Origin of the sequence: Paracoccus beibuensis, assembly GCF_026162625.1 — a bacterium.
GTDB lineage: Bacteria > Pseudomonadota > Alphaproteobacteria > Rhodobacterales > Rhodobacteraceae > Paracoccus > Paracoccus beibuensis.
Genome location: NZ_JAOTBD010000017.1, coordinates 41,020 through 61,596 on the forward strand (window position 1 = coordinate 41,020; position 20,577 = coordinate 61,596).

Sequence of the window (20,577 nt, forward strand, 5' to 3'; positions counted from 1 at the left end):
TTTGCATTGGCAGACGATCGCAATGCGAAAGGAGACCAGGATGGCCAGGATTCTGATCATGGCAAGCGACGGGTTCGAGCAGTCCGAACTGTTCACGCCGCTGGAGAAACTCAAGGAAGCGGGCCACGACGTCCACATCGCCGCCCCCAAGGCGGGAACGATCAGGGCTTGGGACAAGGATGACTGGGGCAAGACGGTCGAGGCCGATCTGGCGATTTCGGACCAGTCTCCGGACGGGTTCGATGTGCTGGTCCTGCCGGGCGGCGTGATCAACCCCGACAATCTTCGGGTGGACGACAAGGCCGTCGCGCTGATCAAGGGGTTCGCCGATGCCGGCAAGCCCGTCGCCGCGATATGCCACGCGCCCTGGCTGCTGGTCGAGGCGGGGCTGGTGCAGGGCCGCCGGATGACCAGCTTCAAGTCGATCCGCAGCGACATTCAGAACGCCGGCGCCGAGGTGGTCGATCAGTCGGTGGTCGAGGATCGGGGCGTGATCACAAGCCGCAACCCCGATGACCTGGACGACTTCGTGGCCGCCATCGAAAAGGCCGTGGCCTGATCGGGGCGGGATTTTCCTGTCCTGCGGCAGCGGGCCATTGAGGGGGCGGCGGAACCTGACAGGTCCGCCGCCCTTTTCGTCAGGTCAGGCCAGCATGCCCATCGGGTTTTCCAGGTGCTCCACGATGGCCTGCAGAAGCTGCGCACCCAGCGCCCCGTCGATCACGCGGTGATCGACCGACAGCGTCATCGACATCACGTTGCGGATGACGACCTGCCCATCCTCGACCACGGGGGTCTGGATGCCGGCGCCGACCGCCAGGATCGCGCCATGCGGCGGGTTGATGACCGCATCGAAGTTCTCGATTCCGAACATGCCCAGGTTGCTGATCGCGAAGCTGCCGCCCTGGTATTCGTGCGGCGCGAGCTTCTTCGATTTGGCGCGTCCGGCCAGGTCCTTCATCTCGGCCGACAGGGTCGACAGCGTCTTCTGATGCGCGTCCTTCAGGACCGGGGTGAAGAGGCCGCCTTCGACCGCGACGGCCACCGCGACATCGGACGGCTTCAGCTTCAGGATCCGATCACCGGCCCAGACCGCGTTCGCGTCCGGCACCTGCTGCAGTGCCAGGGCGCATGCCTTGATAACGAAGTCGTTGACCGACAGCTTGACGCCCCTGCCTTCCAGCTGCTTGTTCAGCGTGGCGCGGAACGCCATCAGCTCGTCCAGCTTGGCCGAGCGGCGCAGGTAGAAGTGCGGGATGGTCTGCTTGGCTTCGCCGAGGCGGGCCGCGATGGTGCGGCGCATGCCGTCCAGCTGCACCTCCTCGGTCTCGCGGTCGGCGAACATCTTCTTGACGGCATCCGTGGACAGGCCCTTGGGCACCTGCGCGGCGGCAGGTTCCTTGGCGGCGACGGGTTCGGCCACGGGGGACGTGTCGGCCTTGTCGCCGGCTTGCGGCTTGGCGCCGGGCTTCGCAACCTCGACGTCCGCCTTCACGATCCGACCGCGCGGGCCCGATCCGACGATGTCGGCAAGGTCCAGCCCCTTGTCGGCGGCGATACGCCGCGCCAGCGGCGACGCGAAGATGCGGCCGCCTTCCTTGGATGTCGCCGCAGGGGCGGGCTTGCCGCCACCCGGCGCCTTGCTGCCGTCTTCACCGGCAACGGGGGCGTCGATGGGACCGCCATAGCCCTTCTCGGCCGGCTCGGGTTCCTTGTCGGTCCTGGCGGGTGGGGCGTCCGAGATTTCGGACGCGTCCTCGCCGTCCTCCAGCAGCACGGCGATGGGCGTGTTGACCTTCACGCCTGCGCTGCCTTCGGCGACCAGGATCTTGCCGATGCGGCCTTCGTCGACGGCCTCGAACTCCATCGTGGCCTTGTCGGTCTCTATCTCGGCGATCACGTCGCCTGACTTGACCTCGTCACCCTCTTTCACCAGCCACTTGGCCAGTGTGCCGTCCTCCATGGTGGGCGACAGCGCGGGCATCAGGATTTGCGTGGGCATCGCGTCGCTCCGTTACTTGTAGGTGACTTTTTTCACCGCCTCGACGACCTCGTCAGGCGTGATAAGCGCATGCTTTTCAAGGTTCGCGGCATAGGGCATGGGCACGTCCTTGCCGGTGCAGTTGATGACCGGCGCGTCCAGATAGTCGAACGCGTTCTCCATCACCCAGGCCGAGATGTGGTTGCCGATCGAGCCGACGGGGAAGCCTTCCTCGACCGTGACAAGGCGGTTGGTCTTCTTCACCGATGCCAAGATGCTGTCATAGTCCAGCGGGCGCAGGGTGCGCAGGTCGATGACCTCGGCCTCGATGCCTTCGCCGGCCAGCTTGTCGGCGGCCTCCAGCGCATGGGCCATGCCGATGCCGAAGCTGACGATGGTCACGTCGCTGCCGGACCGCGCGATGCGGGCCTTGCCGAAGGGGATGGTGAAGTCCTCGAGATCCGGCACCTCGAAAGAGCGGCCATAGAGGATCTCGTTCTCAAGGAAGATCACCGGGTTCGGGTCGCGGATCGCCTGCTTCATCAGGCCCTTCGCGTCGGCCGCCGAATAGGGCATCACGACCTTGAGGCCGGGAATCGCCGAATACCAGGCCGAGTAATCCTGGCTGTGCTGTGCGCCCACGCGGGCGGCAGCGCCGTTCGGGCCGCGGAAGACGATGGGGCAGCCCATCTGCCCGCCCGACATGTAAAGCGTCTTGGCGGCCGAGTTGATGATGTGGTCGATGCCCTGCATGGCAAAGTTGAAGGTCATGAACTCGACGATGGGGCGCAGGCCGGCAAGAGCGGCGCCGGTGCCGATGCCGGCAAAGCCCATTTCGCTGATGGGCGTGTCCACGACGCGGCGGGGACCGAACTTGTCCAGCAGGCCCTGGCTGATCTTGTAGGCCCCCTGGTATTCGCCCACCTCTTCGCCCATCAGGAACACGGTCTCGTCGCGCTCCATTTCCTCGGCCATGGCCTCGCGCAGGGCTTCCCGCACGGTCATGGTCTTCATCTTGGTGCCCTCGGGCCAGTCGGGGCTGCGGTCGGGCTCGGGCGTCCTGACCTGCTCGACGGCGGATTCGCCGGGCTGGCCCTTGTCGTCCGGTCCTTCCTTGGTCGAAGGCGAGGCGACCTGCGCGGGGGCCTTCTCGGCCTGCACGTCGTCGGCGGATTCGCCTTCCTCGACGAGGACGGCGATCGGCGTGTTGACGGCGACGCCCTGCGTGCCTTCCGCGATCAGGATCTTGCCGAGGATGCCCTCGTCGACGGCCTCGAACTCCATCGTGGCCTTGTCGGTCTCGATCTCGGCGATGATGTCGCCGGACTTGACCTCGTCGCCCTCCTTCTTGAGCCATTTCGCGAGCGTGCCTTCCTCCATCGTGGGGGACAGGGCGGGCATCAGGATTTCGGTTGCCATGTTACGTCACCCCCTCAGGCGTTCTCTTCGGCGCTGCCCTGCGGCAGCTCGTCGGCATAGATGTCGGTCCACAGCTGATCCAGCGCGGGCTCGGGGCTTTCCTTGGCGAACTCGGCGGAGTCGTTGACGATGTCCTTGATTTCCTTGTCGAGCGCCTTCAGCTCTTCCTCGGAGGCGTGGCTGCCCTGCAGCAGCAGTTCGCGCACGTTCTCGATCGGGTCACGCTCGTCGCGCATCTTCTGCACTTCCTCGCGCGTCCGATACTTGGCCGGGTCGGACATCGAGTGCCCGCGATAACGGTAGGTCATGATTTCAAGGATATAGGGGCCCTTGCCGGCGCGGCAGTGCGCGACGGCCTTTTCGCCGGCGGCCTTCACGGCCAGGACGTCCATGCCGTCCACCTGTTCGCCGGGGATGCCGAAGGCCTCGCCGCGACCGAAGAAGGTCGTCGATTTCGTCGACCGCTTGACCGAGGTGCCCATGGCATACTGGTTGTTCTCGATCACGAAGACGACCGGAAGGTCCCACAGCTCGGCCATGTTGTAGGTCTCGTAGACCTGGCCCTGGTTGGCCGCGCCGTCGCCGAAATAGGTGAAGGTGACGTTATCATTGCCCAGGTACTTGTCGGCGAAGGCGAGGCCGGCGCCAAGCGGCACCTGCGCGGCGACGATTCCGTGGCCGCCGTAGAAATGCTTTTCGCGGCTGAACATGTGCATGCTGCCGCCCTTGCCGCGGGAGTAGCCGCCCTCGCGGCCGGTCAGCTCGGCCATGACGCCGCGGGCCTCCATGCCGCAGGCCAGCATGTGGCCATGGTCGCGATAGGAGGTGATCCGCTTGTCGCCATCCTTGGCGCAGGCTTCCAGCCCCACGACAACCGCTTCCTGGCCGATGTAGAGGTGGCAGAAACCGCCGATCAGGCCCATGCCGTACAGCTGGCCGGCCTTTTCCTCGAATCGCCGGATCAGCAGCATGTCGCGATAGTATTTCAGCAACTCGTCCTTCGAGATGTTCGAAGGTGCCTCCATCTGGGGGCTGGGTTTCCTGGCCATGCGGCATGTCCTCTTGGCAGGGTGGTCGGGATAGTTCAGCGTTAAACTAATTCGTAGCGCATCGCCGCCAGCCGTGCAATGCCACCGGATGCCGGGTCGGCGGGCGCTATTTCAGGATGATTTCATCGGCGCGGACGACGCCCAGGACCTCCCTCGCGCGCTCGTCCAGAAGGTCGATGTCGAGGTAGTCGTCGGACATGCGGTGCGTCAGGTTCTGCATGCGGGAAACATCGTCGCGCAAGTCGTCCCGGGCGATGCGCAACTCGGCCGTCTCGGCGTCGATCTGGATGCGGCGCAGGATGCCCGACGGTCCCTGCACGGCGGCGAAGGCGAAATAGAGCCCCAGCGCGGCGGTCAGGACCAGAAAGACGGTGGCGCCGATCGACAGGCGTTGGGGCATCGGGGATTCCTTCTTGTGGACGGATCATGCCACAGCCCGTGCCGGCGGGGAATCCCCCTCAGGCGCGGTCGCGGAAGATCGCCTCGATCCGCTTCGCCTCGTCCGCAAGACCCCAGGGCGGGTTCAGCACCCACATTCCCGACCCAAGCATCCCATGCCCTTGGCGCGCCGGCGGGAAGCGGACCTCTGACAGCAGGGCGTCGGGGAACTGGATGGCCAGCGTCGCGGTCATGGCCATGTGGCGATGGTCGGTCAGGATCGGATACCACAGCGCGATCGCGCCGACGTTCCACTTGCGGGCGATCAGCGCGATCTGGCGTGGGATCGCGGCATAGTCGTCCTTCACCTCGAAGCTGGGATCGATCAGCATCAGTCCGCGGCGGGGTGTCGGAGGGCAGACGGCCTGCGCCACCTGAAAGCCGTCGCGCGCATGAAGCGTGGCAAAGCCCGCGACCTGCCGCAGCGCCTCGTATTCGGCGGGGTGAAGCTCTGCCAGGTGGGTGCGGTCCTCGAAGCGCAGGAACTGCGCCGCGATCAGCGGAGAGCCGGGATAGGACCGCGGTCCGTGAACCGCCCGGACATTCGCCACCGCGCGCAGAAGCGGATGGTCGCGGGGCAGCCATCCTTCGGCCTCGGCGCGGGCAAAGCCTGTCGCGGCCTCTCCGGTCTTGCGAGACTGCTCGCTTTGCAGGTCGTAAAGTCCGCGGCCCGCATGCGTCTCGATATAGGACAATGGCTTGTCCTTGCGCGTCAGGTAATCCAGCGCCGACGCCAGAAGTGCGTGCTTGTGCAGGTCGGCCAGATTCCCGGCGTGATAGGCATGTTGATAGCTGAGCATCGGACAGCCTTATCGCGGCGGGGCGGGCGGGGGAAGCGGTCAGTCGACGCGTTTCAGTTCGGACCTGCTCTTCAGGACGCGGTCGCCGTCGTCCTGTTCGATCATGTAGGCCGGCTCGTCCTTGCTGGCCTTGCGCTTGATCTTGCTGCCCTTGATCGTGCGTTCGACGTCGTCGGTGAAGACCTCGGTGATCTTGCCGGTGGCGGTGCTGCCCGACCAGTTCCACTCGACCTTGGTTCCCTTGCGAAACATGCTGCGTCCCCTGCTGCGTCCCCTGCTGCGATGGTCGCAGGAAAATGCGCAGGACGCGATCGGGTTCCGGGTGCTGAAACGAAACGCGGCGGCACCCAGGGAGGAGGAGGGGTGCCGCCGCTGAACGCTGGCCCAGGGAGGAGGAGGGGCCGCGCATGGGGTGCGGTGCCGGCCAGGGAGGAGGAGGGCCACCACCGCGAACGCCAGATCCGGGAGGGAGGAGGAGGGACCCGGCGCATCGCTTTGCCGCAAACGGGGCGGCTATGTGATGCGGCGACCCCAGGGAGGAGGAGGGGGTCGCCGCGCAACGCTGGCCCAGGGAGGAGGAGGGGCCGCGTATGGGGTGCGGTGTCAGCCAGGGAGGAGGAGGGCTTTCACCGCTTGCGCGGACCCGGGGAGGGAGGAGGAGAGGGTCCGGCGCATTCGGGTGCCGCAGATGGGGCGGCTATGTTACATGCGGCGGCCCCTGGGGAGGAGGATCGGAGCCGCCGCGGTCCGCACGAAACCCTGGGAGGAGGAGTGGGTTCCTGCGTATCTTTGGGCGACATCCTCCAGGGAGGAGGAGGGGAGGATGTCGCCGTTCCCGGACCCAGGGAGGAGGAGAGGGCCGGGAATGGGAATTCTTACTGTGCCGAACCCCACGCCGCTTCGTGGGCCAGCCGGGTGATCATCGAGCGGTTGATGCCCAGATCGTCCAGGTCGCGGGTCGTCAGGGCGTTCAGTTCACGCACGGTCTGGCGGTACACGGCCCGGCGGGCCCGGTTTTCCTGAACGCGGTGGATCGCGGTCAGCAGGCGGCCACGCAGGCCGGAGTCGGCGGCGGCGTTCTGTGCATGTGCGATAACAGCCATCGTTCTATCCTTTCGTCTCGTCTTCGCCGTTCCCGGATTGGCCCGGCGCTTCGTTGAACCCAAGATGGCCCCAACGCCGCGGATGCACAACGGACGGTTTCGGAATGCTGCCATGCAGCAAATGCATGGGTAAGGCTGACCTTTCACGTGCTTGTGTGCTGAAAATACGTCACAAAATTGACACGATACATCCGTTAGCGATCACGCTGCGGCTGCGAAAAGCCGCGTATCTTCGGGTGGTTACGTTCGCGCGGTACGCAATGTCGCAGGGGGTGTTGAGACCCGCACATCTATGCTTCATGCTGCCGGGCACACAAGACAGAGGTCGCTAACATGCCCGTCACCCGCGAAACGATTCTTACGGCAATCTCCGGCATTGCCCTGCCGCAGGGCGGAACCTTGGGAGAGGCGGACCTTGTTCGCGCCGTGATGGTAGACGGCGACACCGTGCGATTCGTCATCGAGGTCGAGAACGCCGCCACCGCGCGCGCCATGCAGCCCGTGGAGGCCGAGGCACGTGCGCGGCTGGAGCGGCTGCCGGAAGTCGGCAAGGTCCAGATCGTCATGACCGCCCCCGCGCGTCCGGAGCCGCCCAAGGCCGTGTCGGGTGCTGCGCCGTCGCTGAAGGTGGGCGGACATCCCAAGCCCCAGGCCGGTCCCCAGGCGATCCCGGGCGTGCGCAGCATCGTCGCCATCGGATCGGGCAAGGGGGGGGTCGGCAAGTCGACTGTGACCTCGAACCTGGCGGTGGCGCTGGCGCGGGCGGGACGCCGGGTCGGGTTGCTGGACGCCGACATCTATGGCCCGTCGCAGCCGCGAATGATGGGCGTGTCGGGCCGTCCCGCCAGCCCCGACGGCCAGCGGATCGAACCGATGCACGCGCATGGCGTCACCGTCATGTCCATCGGCCTGATGCTGAAGGAGGGCGAGGCGCTGGTCTGGCGCGGCCCGATGCTGATGGGTGCGCTCCAGCAGCTTCTGCAGCAGGTGAACTGGGGCGAGCTGGACGTGCTGCTGATCGACCTGCCGCCCGGCACCGGCGACGTGCAGCTGAGCCTGTGCCAAAAGGCGCCGGTCACCGGGGCGATCATCGTGTCCACACCGCAGGACGTGGCGCTTCTGGATGCGCGCCGGGCGATTGACATGTTCAACAAGCTGAAAACCCCGGTCCTGGGGCTGGTCGAGAACATGTCCACCTATATCTGTCCCAATTGCGGCCACGAGGCGCACCTGTTCGGCCATGGCGGTGTCGCAGCCGAGGCCGATGCCTTGGGCCTGCCCTTCCTCGGTGCGCTGCCGCTGCAGCTCGAGGTTCGCCTGGCCGGCGATTCGGGCCGTCCTGCCGCCCTGGGCGACAGTGCGGTCGCGGCGGCCTATGCAAGCCTGGCGGACCGTCTGGTCAAGGGCGGCATCGCCTGACCACCTGCCGGACCACGGGATTTTCCGGGACATCTGGGAAAGCGCGGGAACGCCATCGGAACCAGCTCACGGATCCGTGAGAATACGTGAGCATCTTCCGCATTTAATGTTAAAGTCACTGCCTTCCCTGCTTGCATCGGCGGGATGTGTGGCGATCTCGCCGCAGGTGGCGCAAAAAGCTACCTGCGCAACATCTTCTAAATCTGGTGTGACTTTACAGCAACTGCACCACAATTGGTGGTTGAATGGCGTGTTTGGGCGATTCGCAACCAAAATCTACGGTCGAGACGCATATTTCACTTCTGTTGGCGGCGAAGAAGACCGTTGCTTCCCGTGAATTCCCGTGTCAAAACCAGATCACGAAAACGGGCAGCAAAACGGGGCGCCAAGACCCCAACGAAGGCGAAGCAGACTTCATACAGGCATCCGTTTTCCAACATAGCCGACCCGCATGCGCGAGCAGCACCTCCCCCAGGTGGCGCGTGACGGGTCGGCAACCAACCCCGCAAAGGGGCCCGGGTAATCGGGAACGAGGGCGGCGGATCGGGCAGTGGCAGCGGCCCGATCCGCCCTTTCTCTTTCGGCTGGTCGAAAGAGCAGGACAGTGAGGGCGGGCGCAAGGTGGCGCGGAAGTTCAGAGGCACCGAAACCGTCAAGGTGGATGGCAAGGGTCGCATGTCGATCCCGGCCCGCCTTCGTCGCGTTTTCGACGCCGGCGACCCGTCCTTCGCAAGCTCGGCCACGGCCCGCACGCAGATCGTCGCCGTCTATGGCCCCGACTGGTGGAACTGGCTCGAACTCTACAGCATCGAGGCGATGGAGCAGATCGACGAGCAGATCGATCAGCTTCCGCGCGGCAGCCAGCAGCGCCGCTGGCTGGAGCTTCTGATGAACGGCCAGTCGGTCGAGCTGGAGATCGACCGTGAGGGACGCCTGGTCCTGCCCGCCAGGTTGCGCGACAAGCTGAACCTGTCCGACGGTGCCGAGACGATCTTCGAATCGCGCGGTGACTATGTTCAGGTTTATCACCCGGACTCGCGTCCCAAGGACGTCGAGGCGCTTGAGGACTTCGCCTCTGGCTATGGTCCGGAATTCGACCCGCGCGTCTTCCTGCAGCAGACGAACGAGGGGTAGGCGATGTCGGTGCCCCATATCCCCGTCCTGCTGCGGCCGCTGCTGCGCGCTGTGGCGCCCGTCGGCGGCACCTGGGTCGACGGCACATTCGGGGCCGGCGGCTATGCCCGCGGCCTGCTGGAGGCCGGGGCGGACCGAGTCATCGGCATCGACCGCGACCCGTCGGTCTTCCGCATGGCCGAAACCTGGCGCGCCCAATATGGCGACCGCCTGCACCTGGTCGAGGGCACGTTTTCGGACCTGGACCGCCTGGCCGGGCAACCTGTCGACGGGGTGGTGCTAGACCTGGGCGTCAGCTCGATGCAGCTGGACCAGGCGGATCGCGGCTTTTCCTTCCTGCGCGACGGGCCGCTGGACATGCGGATGGGGGGCGACATCCCCTCGGCCGCCGACCTGCTGAACACCGCGGATGAAGCCGCCATCGCCGATGTGCTTTACCATTATGGCGAAGAACGCGCCTCTCGTCGCATCGCGAAGGCCATCGTCGCGGCGCGACCGCTGACCCGCACGGCCGAGCTGGCCGAGATCGTTGCCGGCTGCCTGCCGCGCCCCAAGCCGGGCCAGAGCCATCCCGCCACCCGCAGCTTCCAGGCGATCCGCATCTGGGTCAACGACGAGTTCGGTCAGCTTGTCGCGGGGCTCTCTGCCGCCGAACGGGCGCTGAAGCCCGGCGGCCAGCTGGCGGTCGTCAGCTTCCACTCGCTCGAGGACCGGATCGTCAAGCGCTTCATGCAGGCCCGGTCGGATGCCGGCGGCGGCGGCAACCGCTACGCCCCCGTGCAGGAGGCGGTGCAGCCGGCCTTCCGCCAGCCCCATCGGCGCGGCATCGGCCCCGATCCCGAAGAGCTGCAGGACAATCCGCGCGCCCGGTCGGCGCTGCTGCGCGTCGCGATCCGGACTGACGCTCCGGCGGGGCAGGTCGACGCAAGGTCGCTGGCCATGCCCAGCCTTCCGGCCAAGGGGGTGTCCTGATGCGGTCACTGACCTATCTGGCCTGCGTTCTGGTGGTGATGGGCCTGGCCTTCTGGGCCTATCGCGAAAACTACGCCACGCAGGCGGCCATCGGCCAGATGGCACAGGTCCGGCGCGAGATCGCCGAGCTGCGCGAAGAGCTGGGCGTCCTGCGGGCCGAATGGGCCTATCTCAACCGCCCCGAGCGCCTGCGCCAGCTGGTCGACCTGAACTTCGACCGGCTGCAGCTGGTGCCGGTCGCGCCGGACCAGTTCATCGACCTGGACCAGGTCGACTATCCCAAGCCGCCCGAACCCGAACCCATCGTCGACCTCTCAACCTTGCCTGACAACACGGAGCCTCAGCCATGATCCGCACGCCCTTGCGCCCACTGGCCCGCATTCTTCGTGCGCGCGAACGAGGCGAGAACCCCGACGACATCGAGGCCGAGAACCGCCGCCGCCGCCACGAGGAGATCCAGGACCGCGCCCGCCGCCGGGCCGAGGGGCGCCTGATCGTGATGGCCGGCTGCTTCATCCTGGCCTTCGGGACAGTGGGCGTCCGGATGGGGGCGCTGGCGTCGAGCGAGCCGGCCGAGCCACGCACGCAGGTCCTGTCGGCCCAGATCATGTCGCAGCGCGCCGACATCACCGACCGGCAGGGCCGGGTGCTGGCGACGAACCTGCTGACCCATTCCGTCTATGCCCATCCGCACCAGATGGTCGACCCGATGGCGGCCGCGCAGGGCCTGGCGCAGATATTCCCGGACCTGGACGAGGAGCGGCTGACGAAGGACTTCACCGGCAGCCGCAAGTTCATGTGGATCAAGCGCAAGATCAGCCCCGAACAGATGCAGGCCGTCCATGACCTGGGCGAGCCGGGACTGCTGTTTGGCCCGCGGGAGATGCGGATCTATCCCAACGGCGACATCGCCAGCCACATCCTGGGCGGGTCGGGCTTCGGCAACGAGGGCGTGAGCAGCGCCGAGGTGATCGGCGTGGCGGGCGTGGAAAAGGCTTTCGACGCCTGGTTGCGCGATCCGGCCAACGAAGGCGCGCCGCTGTCGCTGTCGATCGACCTGACGCTGCAGCACGCGATGGAGGATGTCCTGGCCTCGGGCATGCTCGTCATGAACGCGAAGGGTGCGACGGGCATCCTGATGGAGGTCGAGACGGGCGAGGTGCTGGCGATGGCCAGCCTTCCGGACTTCGATCCCAACGACCGCCCCCGCCCCCTGCTGACGGGCGAGCCGTCGGACAGCCCGCTTTTCAACCGCGCGGTCCAGGGCCAGTACGAACTGGGATCGACCTTCAAGATCTTCCCGGTCGCGCAGGCGCTGGACCTGGGGCTGATCAACCCCTCCAGCGGCATCAACGCGCAGGCGCCGATGCGGATCGGTCGCTTTCTGATCAACGACTTCCACCACTATGGAAACGAGCTGAGCGCGACCGACGTCATCGTGAAGTCCTCGAACGTCGGCACGGTGCGGATCGCGCAGATGATCGGGGTGGACCGGCAAAAGGACTTCCTGGAAAAACTGGGCCTGTTCGTGCCCACACCGATCGAGATGGTCGAGGGCGCGACCGGCCAGCCGCTGGTTCCGTCGCGCTGGCCCGCCGTCACCTCGGCCACGGTCAGCTTCGGCCACGGCCTCGCGGCAAGCCCGCTGCACCTTGCGGCGGCCTATGCGACCATCGCCAACGGCGGCAGGCGCGTGACGCCGACGCTGGTCCACGGCCGCCAGCGCCCCGAGGGCGAACAGGTCCTGTCACCCCGCGCCGCGGCCATGGCGGTCGACATGCTGCGCCAGGTGGTGACGCGGGGCACCGCGCGCCAGGCGAATGTCGAGGGCTACGAGGTTGCGGGCAAGACCGGCACCGCCGACAAGCCGCGCGCGTCGGGCGGGTACTACAAGAACAAGGTCATCGCGACCTTCGCCTCGGTCTTTCCGGCCAGCGATCCCGAATACGTGCTGATCGTCGCGCTGGACGAACCGTCCGTGGAAACCGCCGCGGGGGAGAGCCGCGCCGCCGGCTATACCGCCGTTCCCGTCGCGGCCGAGGTGATCCGCCGCGTCGCGCCGCTCCTGGGGCTGGAGCCCGCGACCGACGAAATCCTGCCGACGATAGCCGCGCGGTTCGCGCCGCGTGTTGAACCCGGCGAAGCGGCTGAGATAAAGCTCGTTGCAAATCAATGACGGGTGGGACTGTGACCAAGGACGATGTGAGGCTGTCGCAGCTGGGGCTGCGGGCACGGGACGGGCGGGACCCCGCGATCACCGGGCTGTCCGTCGACAGCCGGACCGTCAAGCCGGGGCACCTGTTCGCGGCGCTGCCCGGTTCGGCGGTCCACGGCGGAGAGTTCATCCAGTACGCGCTGCGCATGCAGGCCGCAGCCATCCTGACCGACCGGGAGGGGGCCGAGATCGCCGCCGACGAACTGGGGGGATGGGATGGCGCGCTTGTCGTGGTCGAGGACCCGCGCGCGGCGCTGGCCGGCGCGGCCGCGCTGTGGTTCCGCGATCAGCCCGACCATGTCGTGGCCGTCACCGGAACCAGCGGCAAGACCAGCGTCGCCAGCTTTACCCGCCAGATCTGGCAGGCGCTTGGTCACAAGACGATAAGTCTGGGCACGATGGGAGTCGAGGGCGATCACCACGCGAAGCTTGCCCATACCACGCCCGATCCGCTGACGCTGCACTCGGTCCTGGCCGATGCGGTGGCCGCGGGCGTCACCCATGCCGCCATGGAGGCCTCGAGCCACGGCCTCGACCAGCGGCGCCTGGATGGTGTTCGGGTCGAGGCGGGGGCCTTCACAAATTTCAGCCAGGACCACCTGGACTACCACGCGGGCTTCGACGAATACTTTGCCGCCAAGGCGCTGCTCTTCAACCGCGTGTTGGAGGACGGCGCGGCGGCCGTCATCAACATCGACAGCCAGCGTGGGCGCCGCATGGCCGACGTCGCCACGGACCGCGGGCTGGCGCTGACGACGGTCGGCACGGACGGCGCGGCGATGCTGCGCATCCTGGGGCAGCGCTACGACGCGACGGGCCAGGACCTGCGCTTTTCGCTGATGGGCCAGGCGCACATGGCGCGGCTGCCGCTGATCGGCGGCTTCCAGGCGGAAAACGTGCTGGCGGCGGTGGGTCTGTGCCTGGCGACGGGCGATGCGGCGGACGACATCCTGCGCGTGCTGCCCGGCCTGACCACGGTGCGTGGGCGCATGCAGCTGGCTGCGCAGCGCGAGAACGGAGCCGCGGTCTTCGTCGACTATGCCCACAAGCCCGGTGCGGTCATCGCGGCGCTGCAGTCGCTGCGTCCGCACGTGATGGGCCGGATCGTCTGCATCATCGGCGCGGGCGGCGACCGTGACCGAGGCAAGCGCCCGCTGATGGGGCAGGCCGCGCGCGAACATGCCGACGTGGTGATCGTCACCGACGACAACCCCCGGACCGAGGACCCGGCCCTGATCCGCGCCGCCGTCATGGAAGGTGCCGGACCCGAGGCCACCGAGGTTCCCGACCGGGCCGAAGCAATCCTGCGCGGCGTCGATGCGCTGCAGCCGGGCGACGCGTTGCTGATCTGCGGCAAGGGCCACGAGACAGGCCAGATCGTCGGCCACGACGTCTATCCCTTCGACGATGCCGAGCAGGCCTCGGTCGCGGTTGCGGCACTGGACGGGCGGATATGACCCTCTGGACGGCAGCGGAGGCCGCCGCAGCGACGGGCGGCCGGGCGCAGGGCGACTGGCAGGCCCACGGCGTGTCCATCGACACGCGGACCATCCAGCCGGGCGACTTGTTCGTGGCGCTGGCCGCGGCGCGGGACGGTCACGACTTCGTTGCGCAGGCGCTCGAGAAGGGCGCAGCAGCCGCAATGGTCAGCCGCATCCCGGAGGGTGTGGCGTCTGATGCGCCGCTGCTGATCGTGCCCGACGTTCTGCGCGCGCTGGAGGATCTGGGCCGCGCCGGGCGCGCCCGGACGCAGGCGCGCGTGATTGCGATCACCGGGTCGGTCGGCAAGACCTCGACCAAGGACATGGCGCGCACGGCGCTGGCCGGGCAGGGCAACATCCACGCGGCCGAGGCCAGCTACAACAACCACTGGGGCGTGCCGCTGACCCTGGCGCGCATGCCCGCCGACACCGACTTCGCGATCATCGAGATCGGGATGAACCACCCCGGAGAGATCGCGCCCCTCTCGCGCCTGACGCGTCCGCATGTGGCGATGATCACCACCGTGGCCGCCGCGCATCTCGAGGCGTTCGGCGCGCTGGAGGGGATCGCCCACGAGAAGGGCGCCATTTTCGAAGGGCTGCAGCCGGTCGGCCATGCCATCATCCCCGAGGACCTGCCCGTCACGCAGATCCTGCGCGATTGCGCTGACCGGGCAGGGGCGGTGGTCATCGGCTTCGGCGAGCACGGGATGGCCCGGCCGCTGCGAACGGATGTCGCCGATGACGTGCTGGCCTGCCGGGCCAGGATCACCGGCGATAGCGTCGGCTTCACGTTGGCCACGACCGGGCGCCACTTCGCCATGAACGCAGTGGGGGTGCTTGCGGCCCTGGCGGCCGCGGGTGCGGACCTTGCGCAGGCGGCGGCGGCGCTGTCGGCCTGGCAGCCCCCGGCGGGCCGCGGCGCGGTCGAGGATCTGGCCGGCATCCGGCTGATCGACGACGCCTACAACGCGAACCCGACGTCGCTGGCGGCGGGACTGGCGACGCTGGTCGGGCTGGAGGGCCAACGCCACGTCGCAATCCTGGGCGACATGCTGGAGCTTGGCCCCGACGAGGACCGGATGCACCGCGACATCGCCGATGATCCGGCGATGGCCAAGGTAGACCTCGTGCATGCGGCAGGCCCGCGCATGAGGCATCTCTACGACGCACTGCCCCCAGCGCGTCGGGGCCTCTGGGCCGAGCAGGCGGCCGATCTTGCAGGGCAGGTGCAGCAGCTTGTCGCCCCGGGCGACGTCGTGCTGGTGAAAGGATCGAAATCCTCGCGGATTTCCCTGGTGGTTCAGGCGCTGCGCGCCGGTGCCGCCCAAGAAAAAGGATAATGCCATGCTCTACTGGCTCAGCAACCTGTCCGAGGGCGGAGACTTCTTCAACCTCTTTCGCTACATCACCTTCCGCGCGGGGGCGGCCTTCTTCACGGCGCTGTTCTTCGGCTTCATCTTCGGCTGGCCACTGATCACATATCTGCGCCGGGTGCAGAAGAAGGGCCAGCCGATCCGCGACGACGGCCCCCAGAGCCACCTGTCCAAGGCGGGCACGCCGACCATGGGCGGGCTGCTGATCCTGTCGGCGCTGATGGTCTCGACGCTGCTCTGGGCGCGGCTGGACAACGGCTATGTCTGGATCGTGCTGTTGGTGACGGCGGCCTTCGCGGGCATCGGCTTTGCCGACGACTATGCAAAGGTGTCCAAGCAGAACACCAAGGGCGTCAGCTCCCGGGTGCGGATGCTACTGGGCCTGCTGATCGCGGGACTGGCCGCGCTGGCGGCGTCGCTGCTGCATCCCCCGGGGCTGACGAACCAGCTGGCGCTGCCGGTCTTCAAGGATGCGCTGATCAACCTCGGGATCCTGTTCGTGCCCTTTGCCATGCTGGTCATCGTCGGTGCCGCGAACGCGGTGAACCTGACCGATGGGCTGGACGGGCTGGCCATCATGCCGGTGATGATCGCGGCCGGCACGCTTGGCGTGATTGCCTACACCGTCGGCCGTGTCGACTTCACCGAGTACCTGGGCGTCCACCATGTGCCCGGCACCGGTGAGATCCTGATCTTCGTCGCCGCGCTGATCGGCGGCGGCCTGGGCTTCCTGTGGTACAACGCCCCGCCTGCGGCCGTCTTCATGGGCGACACCGGGTCCCTCGCCCTGGGCGGCGCGCTCGGCGCCATTGCCGTCGTCACCAAGCACGAGATCGTGCTGGCCATCGTCGGCGGCCTCTTCGTGGTCGAGGCGCTCAGCGTCATCATCCAGGTCCTCTACTTCAAGCGGACCGGCAAGCGCGTCTTCCTGATGGCCCCGATCCACCACCACTTCGAGAAGAAGGGCTGGGGCGAGGCGCAGATCGTCATCCGCTTCTGGATCATCGCGCTGATCCTGGCGCTGATCGGTCTGGCGACCCTGAAACTGCGCTAGCGCCTGCCCTGCTTGCGGAATATCCTTGGGGGCGGAAGCGGGCAGCCCCCGGTCGGTGACGAGAGGAGCCATGAATGATCCCTGTCCAGGGCGTTGAAGATCAAACCGTCGCGGTCCTGGGCCTCGGCCGGTCGGGCAAGGCCACGGCGGCCGCCCTCGCCGCCGGCGGGGCACGGGTCGTGGCCTGGGACGACGGCGTCGACACGCGCGAGGCGGCCGGGGCGGACGGGCTGCAGATCCTCGACCTGACGCGCGACGCGGCCTGGCAGGGCGTCAGCCTGCTGGTCGTCAGCCCGGGCATCCCGCATCTTTATCCCCGCCCGCATCCCATCATCGCCAAGGCCTACGAACTGGGCATCCCGGTCGACAACGACGTCGGCCTCTTCTTCCGCAGCTACGCCACCGACGACTGGCAGGGCTTCGACCGCCCGCCGCGGGTCATCGCCGTCACCGGGTCGAACGGCAAGTCGACCACGACCGCCCTGATCCACCACGTGCTGACGGTCTGTGACCGGCCCACGCAGATGGGCGGCAACATCGGCACTGGCGTCCTGTCGCTGGACCCCGGCATCGATGGCGAGGTCGTGGTGCTGGAGCTGTCCAGCTATCAAACCGACCTGGCGCGGGCGCTGACGCCCGATGTCGCGGTCTTCACCAACCTGTCCCCCGACCACTTGGACCGCCACGCGGGGCATGGCGGGTATTTTGCCGCAAAGCGCCGGCTGTTCGCTGAAGGCGGGCCCGACCGCGCCGTGATCGGGGTCGATGAGGTCGAGGGCCTGTTTCTGGCAGGGCAACTGGCGGTGGGACCGTCGGACGACCGCGTGATCCGGGTCTCTGCCGGTCAGAAGCTGGATCGCGCGGCCTGGTCGGTCTTCGCCCGCAAGGGATTTCTGTCCGAATACCGCAAGGGCCGGCAGGCCGCATCCATCGACCTGCGAGAGATGCTGGGCCTGCCGGGCGCCCATAACCACCAGAACGCCTGCGCGGCCTATGCCGCCTGTCGCGCGATCGGCCTCGCGCCGCGCCAGATCGAGGCTGCGTTCCACAGCTTTGCCGGCCTGCCGCATCGCAGCCAGACGGTGGCCGAGATCGGGGGCGTGCGCTACGTCAACGACTCGAAGGCGACGAACGTGGATGCGGCGGCGAAGGCCTTGCAAGCCTTCGACCGCATCCGCTGGATCGCCGGCGGGCTGGGCAAGGATGGCGGCATCGCGGCCTTGGCGCCCTATCTGGACCATGTCTCCAAGGCGTATCTGATCGGCCATTCGGCACGCGACTTCGCGCTCGAGATCGGGCAGACCCCGCACGAGATCGCCGAGACGATGGAGGATGCGGTCGCGCATGCCCATGCCGAGGCCGAACCGGGCGACACCGTGCTGCTGGCTCCTGCCGCGGCAAGCTTCGACCAGTATCCGAACTTCGAGAAGCGCGGCGAACACTTCGTTCAGCTGGTTCAGGCATTGGCCGCCAAGTCCCGCTGATCCGCGCCCTCTGGAGGATCCCGAATCGGGCCAAGCGCCCGGTGCCTGGGGTGCCGTGCCACCCGAGGCGACGCATCACTGGTCCGGCAGCAACGGGCGATCCAGCACAACAAGAACGTGCTGGATGGTGCGGTCGATGATATCAAGGCGGATCTCTCAGGTGGGAGCTCGATGCGCAGCCTTGGCTTTCCGCAGAGAAGGCGCGGCACGATGTTACTTCTGACAGGCGGCACAGGTACGTTGCAGTCTGCTGGTCGTTCAGGCAACCCACAGACGTTTCCGTCTCCTTTTGTTCCGACATAACGATGGCTTGCGGCAATATTGCCGCAGATGCGGAACCACGACAAACCCGCTGCACGCCGACGTTGCAAAGCGGCAAGCTGGCGATATGTTGCCGGGGTTTGGGCTAACTTTCATCAAATTCCATGGAGTTCGTCACTATGGCGATCAACTCGAGTGCGACACCGGCATCGGACCGGGCGCAGACGATTGCGGGAACGTCCAGCGCCGATACGCTGAGCGGGGGGGGGCGGCAACGACACGATCTCGGGCGGCGGTGGCAACGACGTACTGCTGGGCGATCAGCCGGTCCAGGGGCAGTGGGCCTATTCGATCTACAGTCGCGACTTCACCGAAGGGGCCCAGCAGGCACCCAGCATCGACATGACCGCAACGGGCAGCCAACTGTTGGATAGCGGCTATGTCAACGACTTCGACGTCGGCATCCTGGCGAACTGGGTACGCAACACGCCCGACGCCGACCCGAACGACTTCGGCATCGTCTACCAGTCGAGCCTGAACATCTCGGCAGGCGGAACGTACCGGTTCGCCACCAGTTCCGATGATGGGTCGCGGATCATCATCCGCGACGCCAGCGGGAGCGCGTTAAGCTTCAAGAACACCTCGCAGAACGGCGGGACCCTCGACTATCTGAACAACGACTTCCACCAGGGGATGACGACCCGCTCGGCGACCATCACGCTGGCGCCCGGGACCTATTCGATAGAAGTCCGCTTCTGGGAAAATCAGGGGGCAAACAACCTCGGGGCCACCATCTCCGGTCCAACGCCCAATACGACACTGCGAAATCTCGCGACCGACTCCACCATCGGCGTACCTCCTTCGGCGGGGGCGGCGGGCGACGACGTGCTGGATGGCGGGGCGGGCAACGACACGCTGGATGGCGGCATCGGCGCTGACAGCCTCGTCGGAGGGATTGGCAACGACAGCCTGATCGGCGGCGACGGGAACGATACGCTGGTGGGCGGCGATGGCAATGACAGCCTGTCGGGCGGCGAGGGCAGGGACAGCTTCGTTCTCGGCGGAACCTTCGGCACCGACACGATCACCGGTGGCGAGACGGGGTCCGATGTCGATACCATCGATGCAGGCGGGCTGACCGGCCCCGCGACCGTGACCTATGCGAACGAAAGCGGCTCTATTGCAAGTGGCGGCAATACAGCGACGTTCTCGCAGATCGAGGTGATCGTCACCGGCAATGGTGCCGACACGATCAACGCCACCGGCAATACCGGGACCGCGACCTTCACCACCGGCGGTGGCAACGACACGATCAATGGCGGCTTGGGCGCCGAAACGATCGACGCGGGCGAGGGCGACGACCGGCTGAACGGGGGCGGCGGGGACGACAGGCTTCTGGGCGGCGCAGGTAGGGATACGCTGACGGGCGGCGCCGGCGCGGACACGATGACGGGCGGAAGCGGGTCCGACGTCTTTGTTGTCGACGGTGCCGACCTGATCACGGACTTCACCGCAGGCGATCCTGACAGCACGCGGAATGACTTCATCGACCTGACAGGCTTCTACAACGAGACGACCTTAGCGGCCTGGAACGCGGCGAACCCCACGCAGCAGTACAACACCCCTTCAGCCTGGATGAGGGCCGAGCAGGCAAGCGGCGTGCTGTCCCAGGCGGGCGGCCTGCGCATCCAGAACAACGGCGCTGCCGTGTCGGCCGATCTTCTTGACGCCGCCTCGACCGGCGTCACCTGCTTTGCCGCGGGAACGATGATCGAGACGGGAAAAGGCCTGCAGCCCATCCAGGATCTGCGCAAGGGCGACCTGGTGATGACGGCGGACCAGGGGTTGCAGCCGCTGGCATGGGTCGGCTCTCGGCGGATCGAAGCGGCCGAGCTTGCCGCCCGGCCCAACCTGCGGCCGATCAGGATCGTGAAGGGGGCGCTGGGTCTTGGTCTGCCTTCGCGCGACCTGGTGGTGTCGCCGCAGCACCGGATGGTGGTCGGTTCGCGGATCGTCAGGCGAGTAGCGGGCGCGGACCAGGCGCTGGTCGCGGCAAAGCACCTGACGGGGATGCCCGGGATCGCGGTGGCCGACGACCTGCCCGCGGTCGAGTATTTCCACCTGCTCTTCGACCGTCACCAGGTGATCTTTGCGGAAGGTGCGGCGACCGAGTCGCTTTATGTGGGTCCGGAGGCGCGGAAGGCCATCGCACCCGCTGCCCTGGCCGAGATCTTCGAGATCCTGCCGCAGCTGGACGTGACCGCACCGGCGCGGGTTCTTCTGAACGGAACGACGGGACGGAACCTTGTCGGCCGCCATCTGAAGAACCGGATAGAGTTGTTCGCCTGACGGATGGGGGCCGTCACCGAAGCTTCAGCAAAGCGTCACCGC

General features: G+C 67.1%; 18 protein-coding genes and 1 pseudogene. 12 read left to right on the forward strand and 7 right to left on the reverse strand.

What is annotated here, in order from left to right; all coding sequences use genetic code 11:
• Positions 1-40 precede the first annotated feature (40 nt).
• The gene (locus OC159_RS11820) at positions 41-559 is read left to right on the forward strand and encodes a type 1 glutamine amidotransferase domain-containing protein (RefSeq protein ID WP_265501364.1); all 519 of its coding nucleotides are present in this window, start codon (positions 41-43) and stop codon (positions 557-559) included.
• A gap of 84 nt (positions 560-643) precedes the next feature.
• Here OC159_RS11820 and OC159_RS11825 read toward each other — a convergent pair whose 3' ends face one another.
• The 7 genes from OC159_RS11825 to OC159_RS11855 form a co-directional block, all read right to left on the reverse strand.
• Entirely contained in the window at positions 644-2,002 is a 1,359-nt protein-coding gene (locus tag OC159_RS11825; protein WP_265501365.1) for a pyruvate dehydrogenase complex dihydrolipoamide acetyltransferase, read from the reverse strand.
• Between the two features lie 12 nt (positions 2,003-2,014).
• Positions 2,015-3,400 carry a pyruvate dehydrogenase complex E1 component subunit beta gene (locus tag OC159_RS11830; RefSeq protein ID WP_265501366.1) on the reverse strand — a complete coding sequence of 462 codons (1,386 nt, stop codon included), beginning with the start codon at positions 3,398-3,400 and terminating at the stop codon, positions 2,015-2,017.
• Between the two features lie 14 nt (positions 3,401-3,414).
• Positions 3,415-4,449, reverse strand: a complete 1,035-nt coding sequence (gene pdhA / locus OC159_RS11835; RefSeq protein WP_265501367.1) for a pyruvate dehydrogenase (acetyl-transferring) E1 component subunit alpha — start codon at positions 4,447-4,449, stop codon at positions 3,415-3,417.
• Between the two features lie 106 nt (positions 4,450-4,555).
• Positions 4,556-4,849 carry an FtsB family cell division protein gene (locus OC159_RS11840; protein ID WP_265501368.1) on the reverse strand — a complete coding sequence of 98 codons (294 nt, stop codon included), beginning with the start codon at positions 4,847-4,849 and terminating at the stop codon, positions 4,556-4,558.
• A gap of 58 nt (positions 4,850-4,907) precedes the next feature.
• On the reverse strand, positions 4,908-5,687 hold the full coding sequence (locus OC159_RS11845; RefSeq protein ID WP_265501369.1) for a 23S rRNA (adenine(2030)-N(6))-methyltransferase RlmJ: 780 nt from the start codon (positions 5,685-5,687) through the stop codon (positions 4,908-4,910).
• A gap of 39 nt (positions 5,688-5,726) precedes the next feature.
• Complete coding sequence (locus OC159_RS11850; RefSeq protein ID WP_265501370.1) at positions 5,727-5,939, reverse strand: hypervirulence associated TUDOR domain-containing protein; 213 nt, start codon at positions 5,937-5,939, stop codon at positions 5,727-5,729.
• 623 nt (positions 5,940-6,562) lie between these two features.
• Positions 6,563-6,790: a DUF1127 domain-containing protein gene (locus OC159_RS11855; protein WP_265501372.1), complete on the reverse strand. Its 228-nt coding sequence runs from the start codon at positions 6,788-6,790 to the stop codon at positions 6,563-6,565.
• A gap of 333 nt (positions 6,791-7,123) precedes the next feature.
• On the opposite strand from OC159_RS11855, the gene OC159_RS11860 reads away from it, so the two are divergent.
• From OC159_RS11860 to OC159_RS11905, 11 genes and pseudogenes are all read left to right on the forward strand, one after another.
• Positions 7,124-8,209: an Mrp/NBP35 family ATP-binding protein gene (locus OC159_RS11860; RefSeq protein WP_265501373.1), complete on the forward strand. Its 1,086-nt coding sequence runs from the start codon at positions 7,124-7,126 to the stop codon at positions 8,207-8,209.
• 621 nt (positions 8,210-8,830) lie between these two features.
• Complete coding sequence (locus tag OC159_RS11865) at positions 8,831-9,343, forward strand: division/cell wall cluster transcriptional repressor MraZ (protein WP_265501374.1); 513 nt, start codon at positions 8,831-8,833, stop codon at positions 9,341-9,343.
• A gap of 3 nt (positions 9,344-9,346) precedes the next feature.
• Positions 9,347-10,315: a 16S rRNA (cytosine(1402)-N(4))-methyltransferase RsmH gene (gene rsmH, locus OC159_RS11870; protein ID WP_265501375.1), complete on the forward strand. Its 969-nt coding sequence runs from the start codon at positions 9,347-9,349 to the stop codon at positions 10,313-10,315.
• Positions 10,315-10,665: a cell division protein FtsL gene (gene ftsL / locus OC159_RS11875; protein ID WP_265501377.1), complete on the forward strand. Its 351-nt coding sequence runs from the start codon at positions 10,315-10,317 to the stop codon at positions 10,663-10,665. The genes rsmH and ftsL overlap by 1 nt, the downstream gene beginning before the upstream one ends.
• Positions 10,662-12,491, forward strand: a complete 1,830-nt coding sequence (locus OC159_RS11880) for a peptidoglycan D,D-transpeptidase FtsI family protein (RefSeq protein WP_265501378.1) — start codon at positions 10,662-10,664, stop codon at positions 12,489-12,491. The genes ftsL and OC159_RS11880 overlap by 4 nt, the downstream gene beginning before the upstream one ends.
• The gene (locus OC159_RS11885; RefSeq protein WP_265501380.1) at positions 12,488-13,987 is read left to right on the forward strand and encodes a UDP-N-acetylmuramoyl-L-alanyl-D-glutamate--2,6-diaminopimelate ligase; all 1,500 of its coding nucleotides are present in this window, start codon (positions 12,488-12,490) and stop codon (positions 13,985-13,987) included. Before OC159_RS11880 ends, OC159_RS11885 begins: the two co-directional genes overlap by 4 nt.
• Entirely contained in the window at positions 13,984-15,354 is a 1,371-nt protein-coding gene (locus tag OC159_RS11890) for a UDP-N-acetylmuramoyl-tripeptide--D-alanyl-D-alanine ligase (protein WP_265501382.1), read from the forward strand. The genes OC159_RS11885 and OC159_RS11890 overlap by 4 nt, the downstream gene beginning before the upstream one ends.
• Positions 15,355-15,358: 4 nt before the next feature.
• Positions 15,359-16,441: a phospho-N-acetylmuramoyl-pentapeptide-transferase gene (gene mraY, locus OC159_RS11895; RefSeq protein WP_265501383.1), complete on the forward strand. Its 1,083-nt coding sequence runs from the start codon at positions 15,359-15,361 to the stop codon at positions 16,439-16,441.
• Positions 16,442-16,515: 74 nt separating this feature from the next.
• Positions 16,516-17,925 (forward strand): UDP-N-acetylmuramoyl-L-alanine--D-glutamate ligase, encoded by a 1,410-nt coding sequence (gene murD, locus OC159_RS11900; RefSeq protein ID WP_265501385.1) that lies wholly within the window; start codon positions 16,516-16,518, stop codon positions 17,923-17,925.
• Between the two features lie 525 nt (positions 17,926-18,450).
• Positions 18,451-18,504, forward strand: a pseudogene (locus tag OC159_RS20180) (hypothetical protein); the annotation flags it as partial.
• 84 nt (positions 18,505-18,588) lie between these two features.
• Positions 18,589-20,535 carry a Hint domain-containing protein gene (locus OC159_RS11905; protein ID WP_265501386.1) on the forward strand — a complete coding sequence of 649 codons (1,947 nt, stop codon included), beginning with the start codon at positions 18,589-18,591 and terminating at the stop codon, positions 20,533-20,535.
• The last annotated feature ends 42 nt before the right edge of the window (positions 20,536-20,577 follow it).

Coding starts and splice junctions, on each gene's coding strand:
- OC159_RS11860 (WP_265501373.1), top strand. CDS start 7,124: ATGCCCGTCACCCGCGAAACGATTCTTACGGCAATCTCCGGCATTGCC.
- OC159_RS11880 (WP_265501378.1), top strand. CDS start 10,662: ATGATCCGCACGCCCTTGCGCCCACTGGCCCGCATTCTTCGTGCGCGC.
- mraY (WP_265501383.1), top strand. CDS start 15,359: ATGCTCTACTGGCTCAGCAACCTGTCCGAGGGCGGAGACTTCTTCAAC.
- OC159_RS11845 (WP_265501369.1), bottom strand. CDS start 5,687: ATGCTCAGCTATCAACATGCCTATCACGCCGGGAATCTGGCCGACCTG.
- OC159_RS11825 (WP_265501365.1), bottom strand. CDS start 2,002: ATGCCCACGCAAATCCTGATGCCCGCGCTGTCGCCCACCATGGAGGAC.
- rsmH (WP_265501375.1), top strand. CDS start 9,347: ATGTCGGTGCCCCATATCCCCGTCCTGCTGCGGCCGCTGCTGCGCGCT.
- OC159_RS11855 (WP_265501372.1), bottom strand. CDS start 6,790: ATGGCTGTTATCGCACATGCACAGAACGCCGCCGCCGACTCCGGCCTG.
- pdhA (WP_265501367.1), bottom strand. CDS start 4,449: ATGGCCAGGAAACCCAGCCCCCAGATGGAGGCACCTTCGAACATCTCG.
- OC159_RS11840 (WP_265501368.1), bottom strand. CDS start 4,849: ATGCCCCAACGCCTGTCGATCGGCGCCACCGTCTTTCTGGTCCTGACC.
- OC159_RS11890 (WP_265501382.1), top strand. CDS start 13,984: ATGACCCTCTGGACGGCAGCGGAGGCCGCCGCAGCGACGGGCGGCCGG.
- OC159_RS11905 (WP_265501386.1), top strand. CDS start 18,589: ATGACCGCAACGGGCAGCCAACTGTTGGATAGCGGCTATGTCAACGAC.
- murD (WP_265501385.1), top strand. CDS start 16,516: ATGATCCCTGTCCAGGGCGTTGAAGATCAAACCGTCGCGGTCCTGGGC.
- OC159_RS11885 (WP_265501380.1), top strand. CDS start 12,488: ATGACGGGTGGGACTGTGACCAAGGACGATGTGAGGCTGTCGCAGCTG.
- OC159_RS11850 (WP_265501370.1), bottom strand. CDS start 5,939: ATGTTTCGCAAGGGAACCAAGGTCGAGTGGAACTGGTCGGGCAGCACC.
- OC159_RS11830 (WP_265501366.1), bottom strand. CDS start 3,400: ATGGCAACCGAAATCCTGATGCCCGCCCTGTCCCCCACGATGGAGGAA.
- ftsL (WP_265501377.1), top strand. CDS start 10,315: ATGCGGTCACTGACCTATCTGGCCTGCGTTCTGGTGGTGATGGGCCTG.
- OC159_RS11820 (WP_265501364.1), top strand. CDS start 41: ATGGCCAGGATTCTGATCATGGCAAGCGACGGGTTCGAGCAGTCCGAA.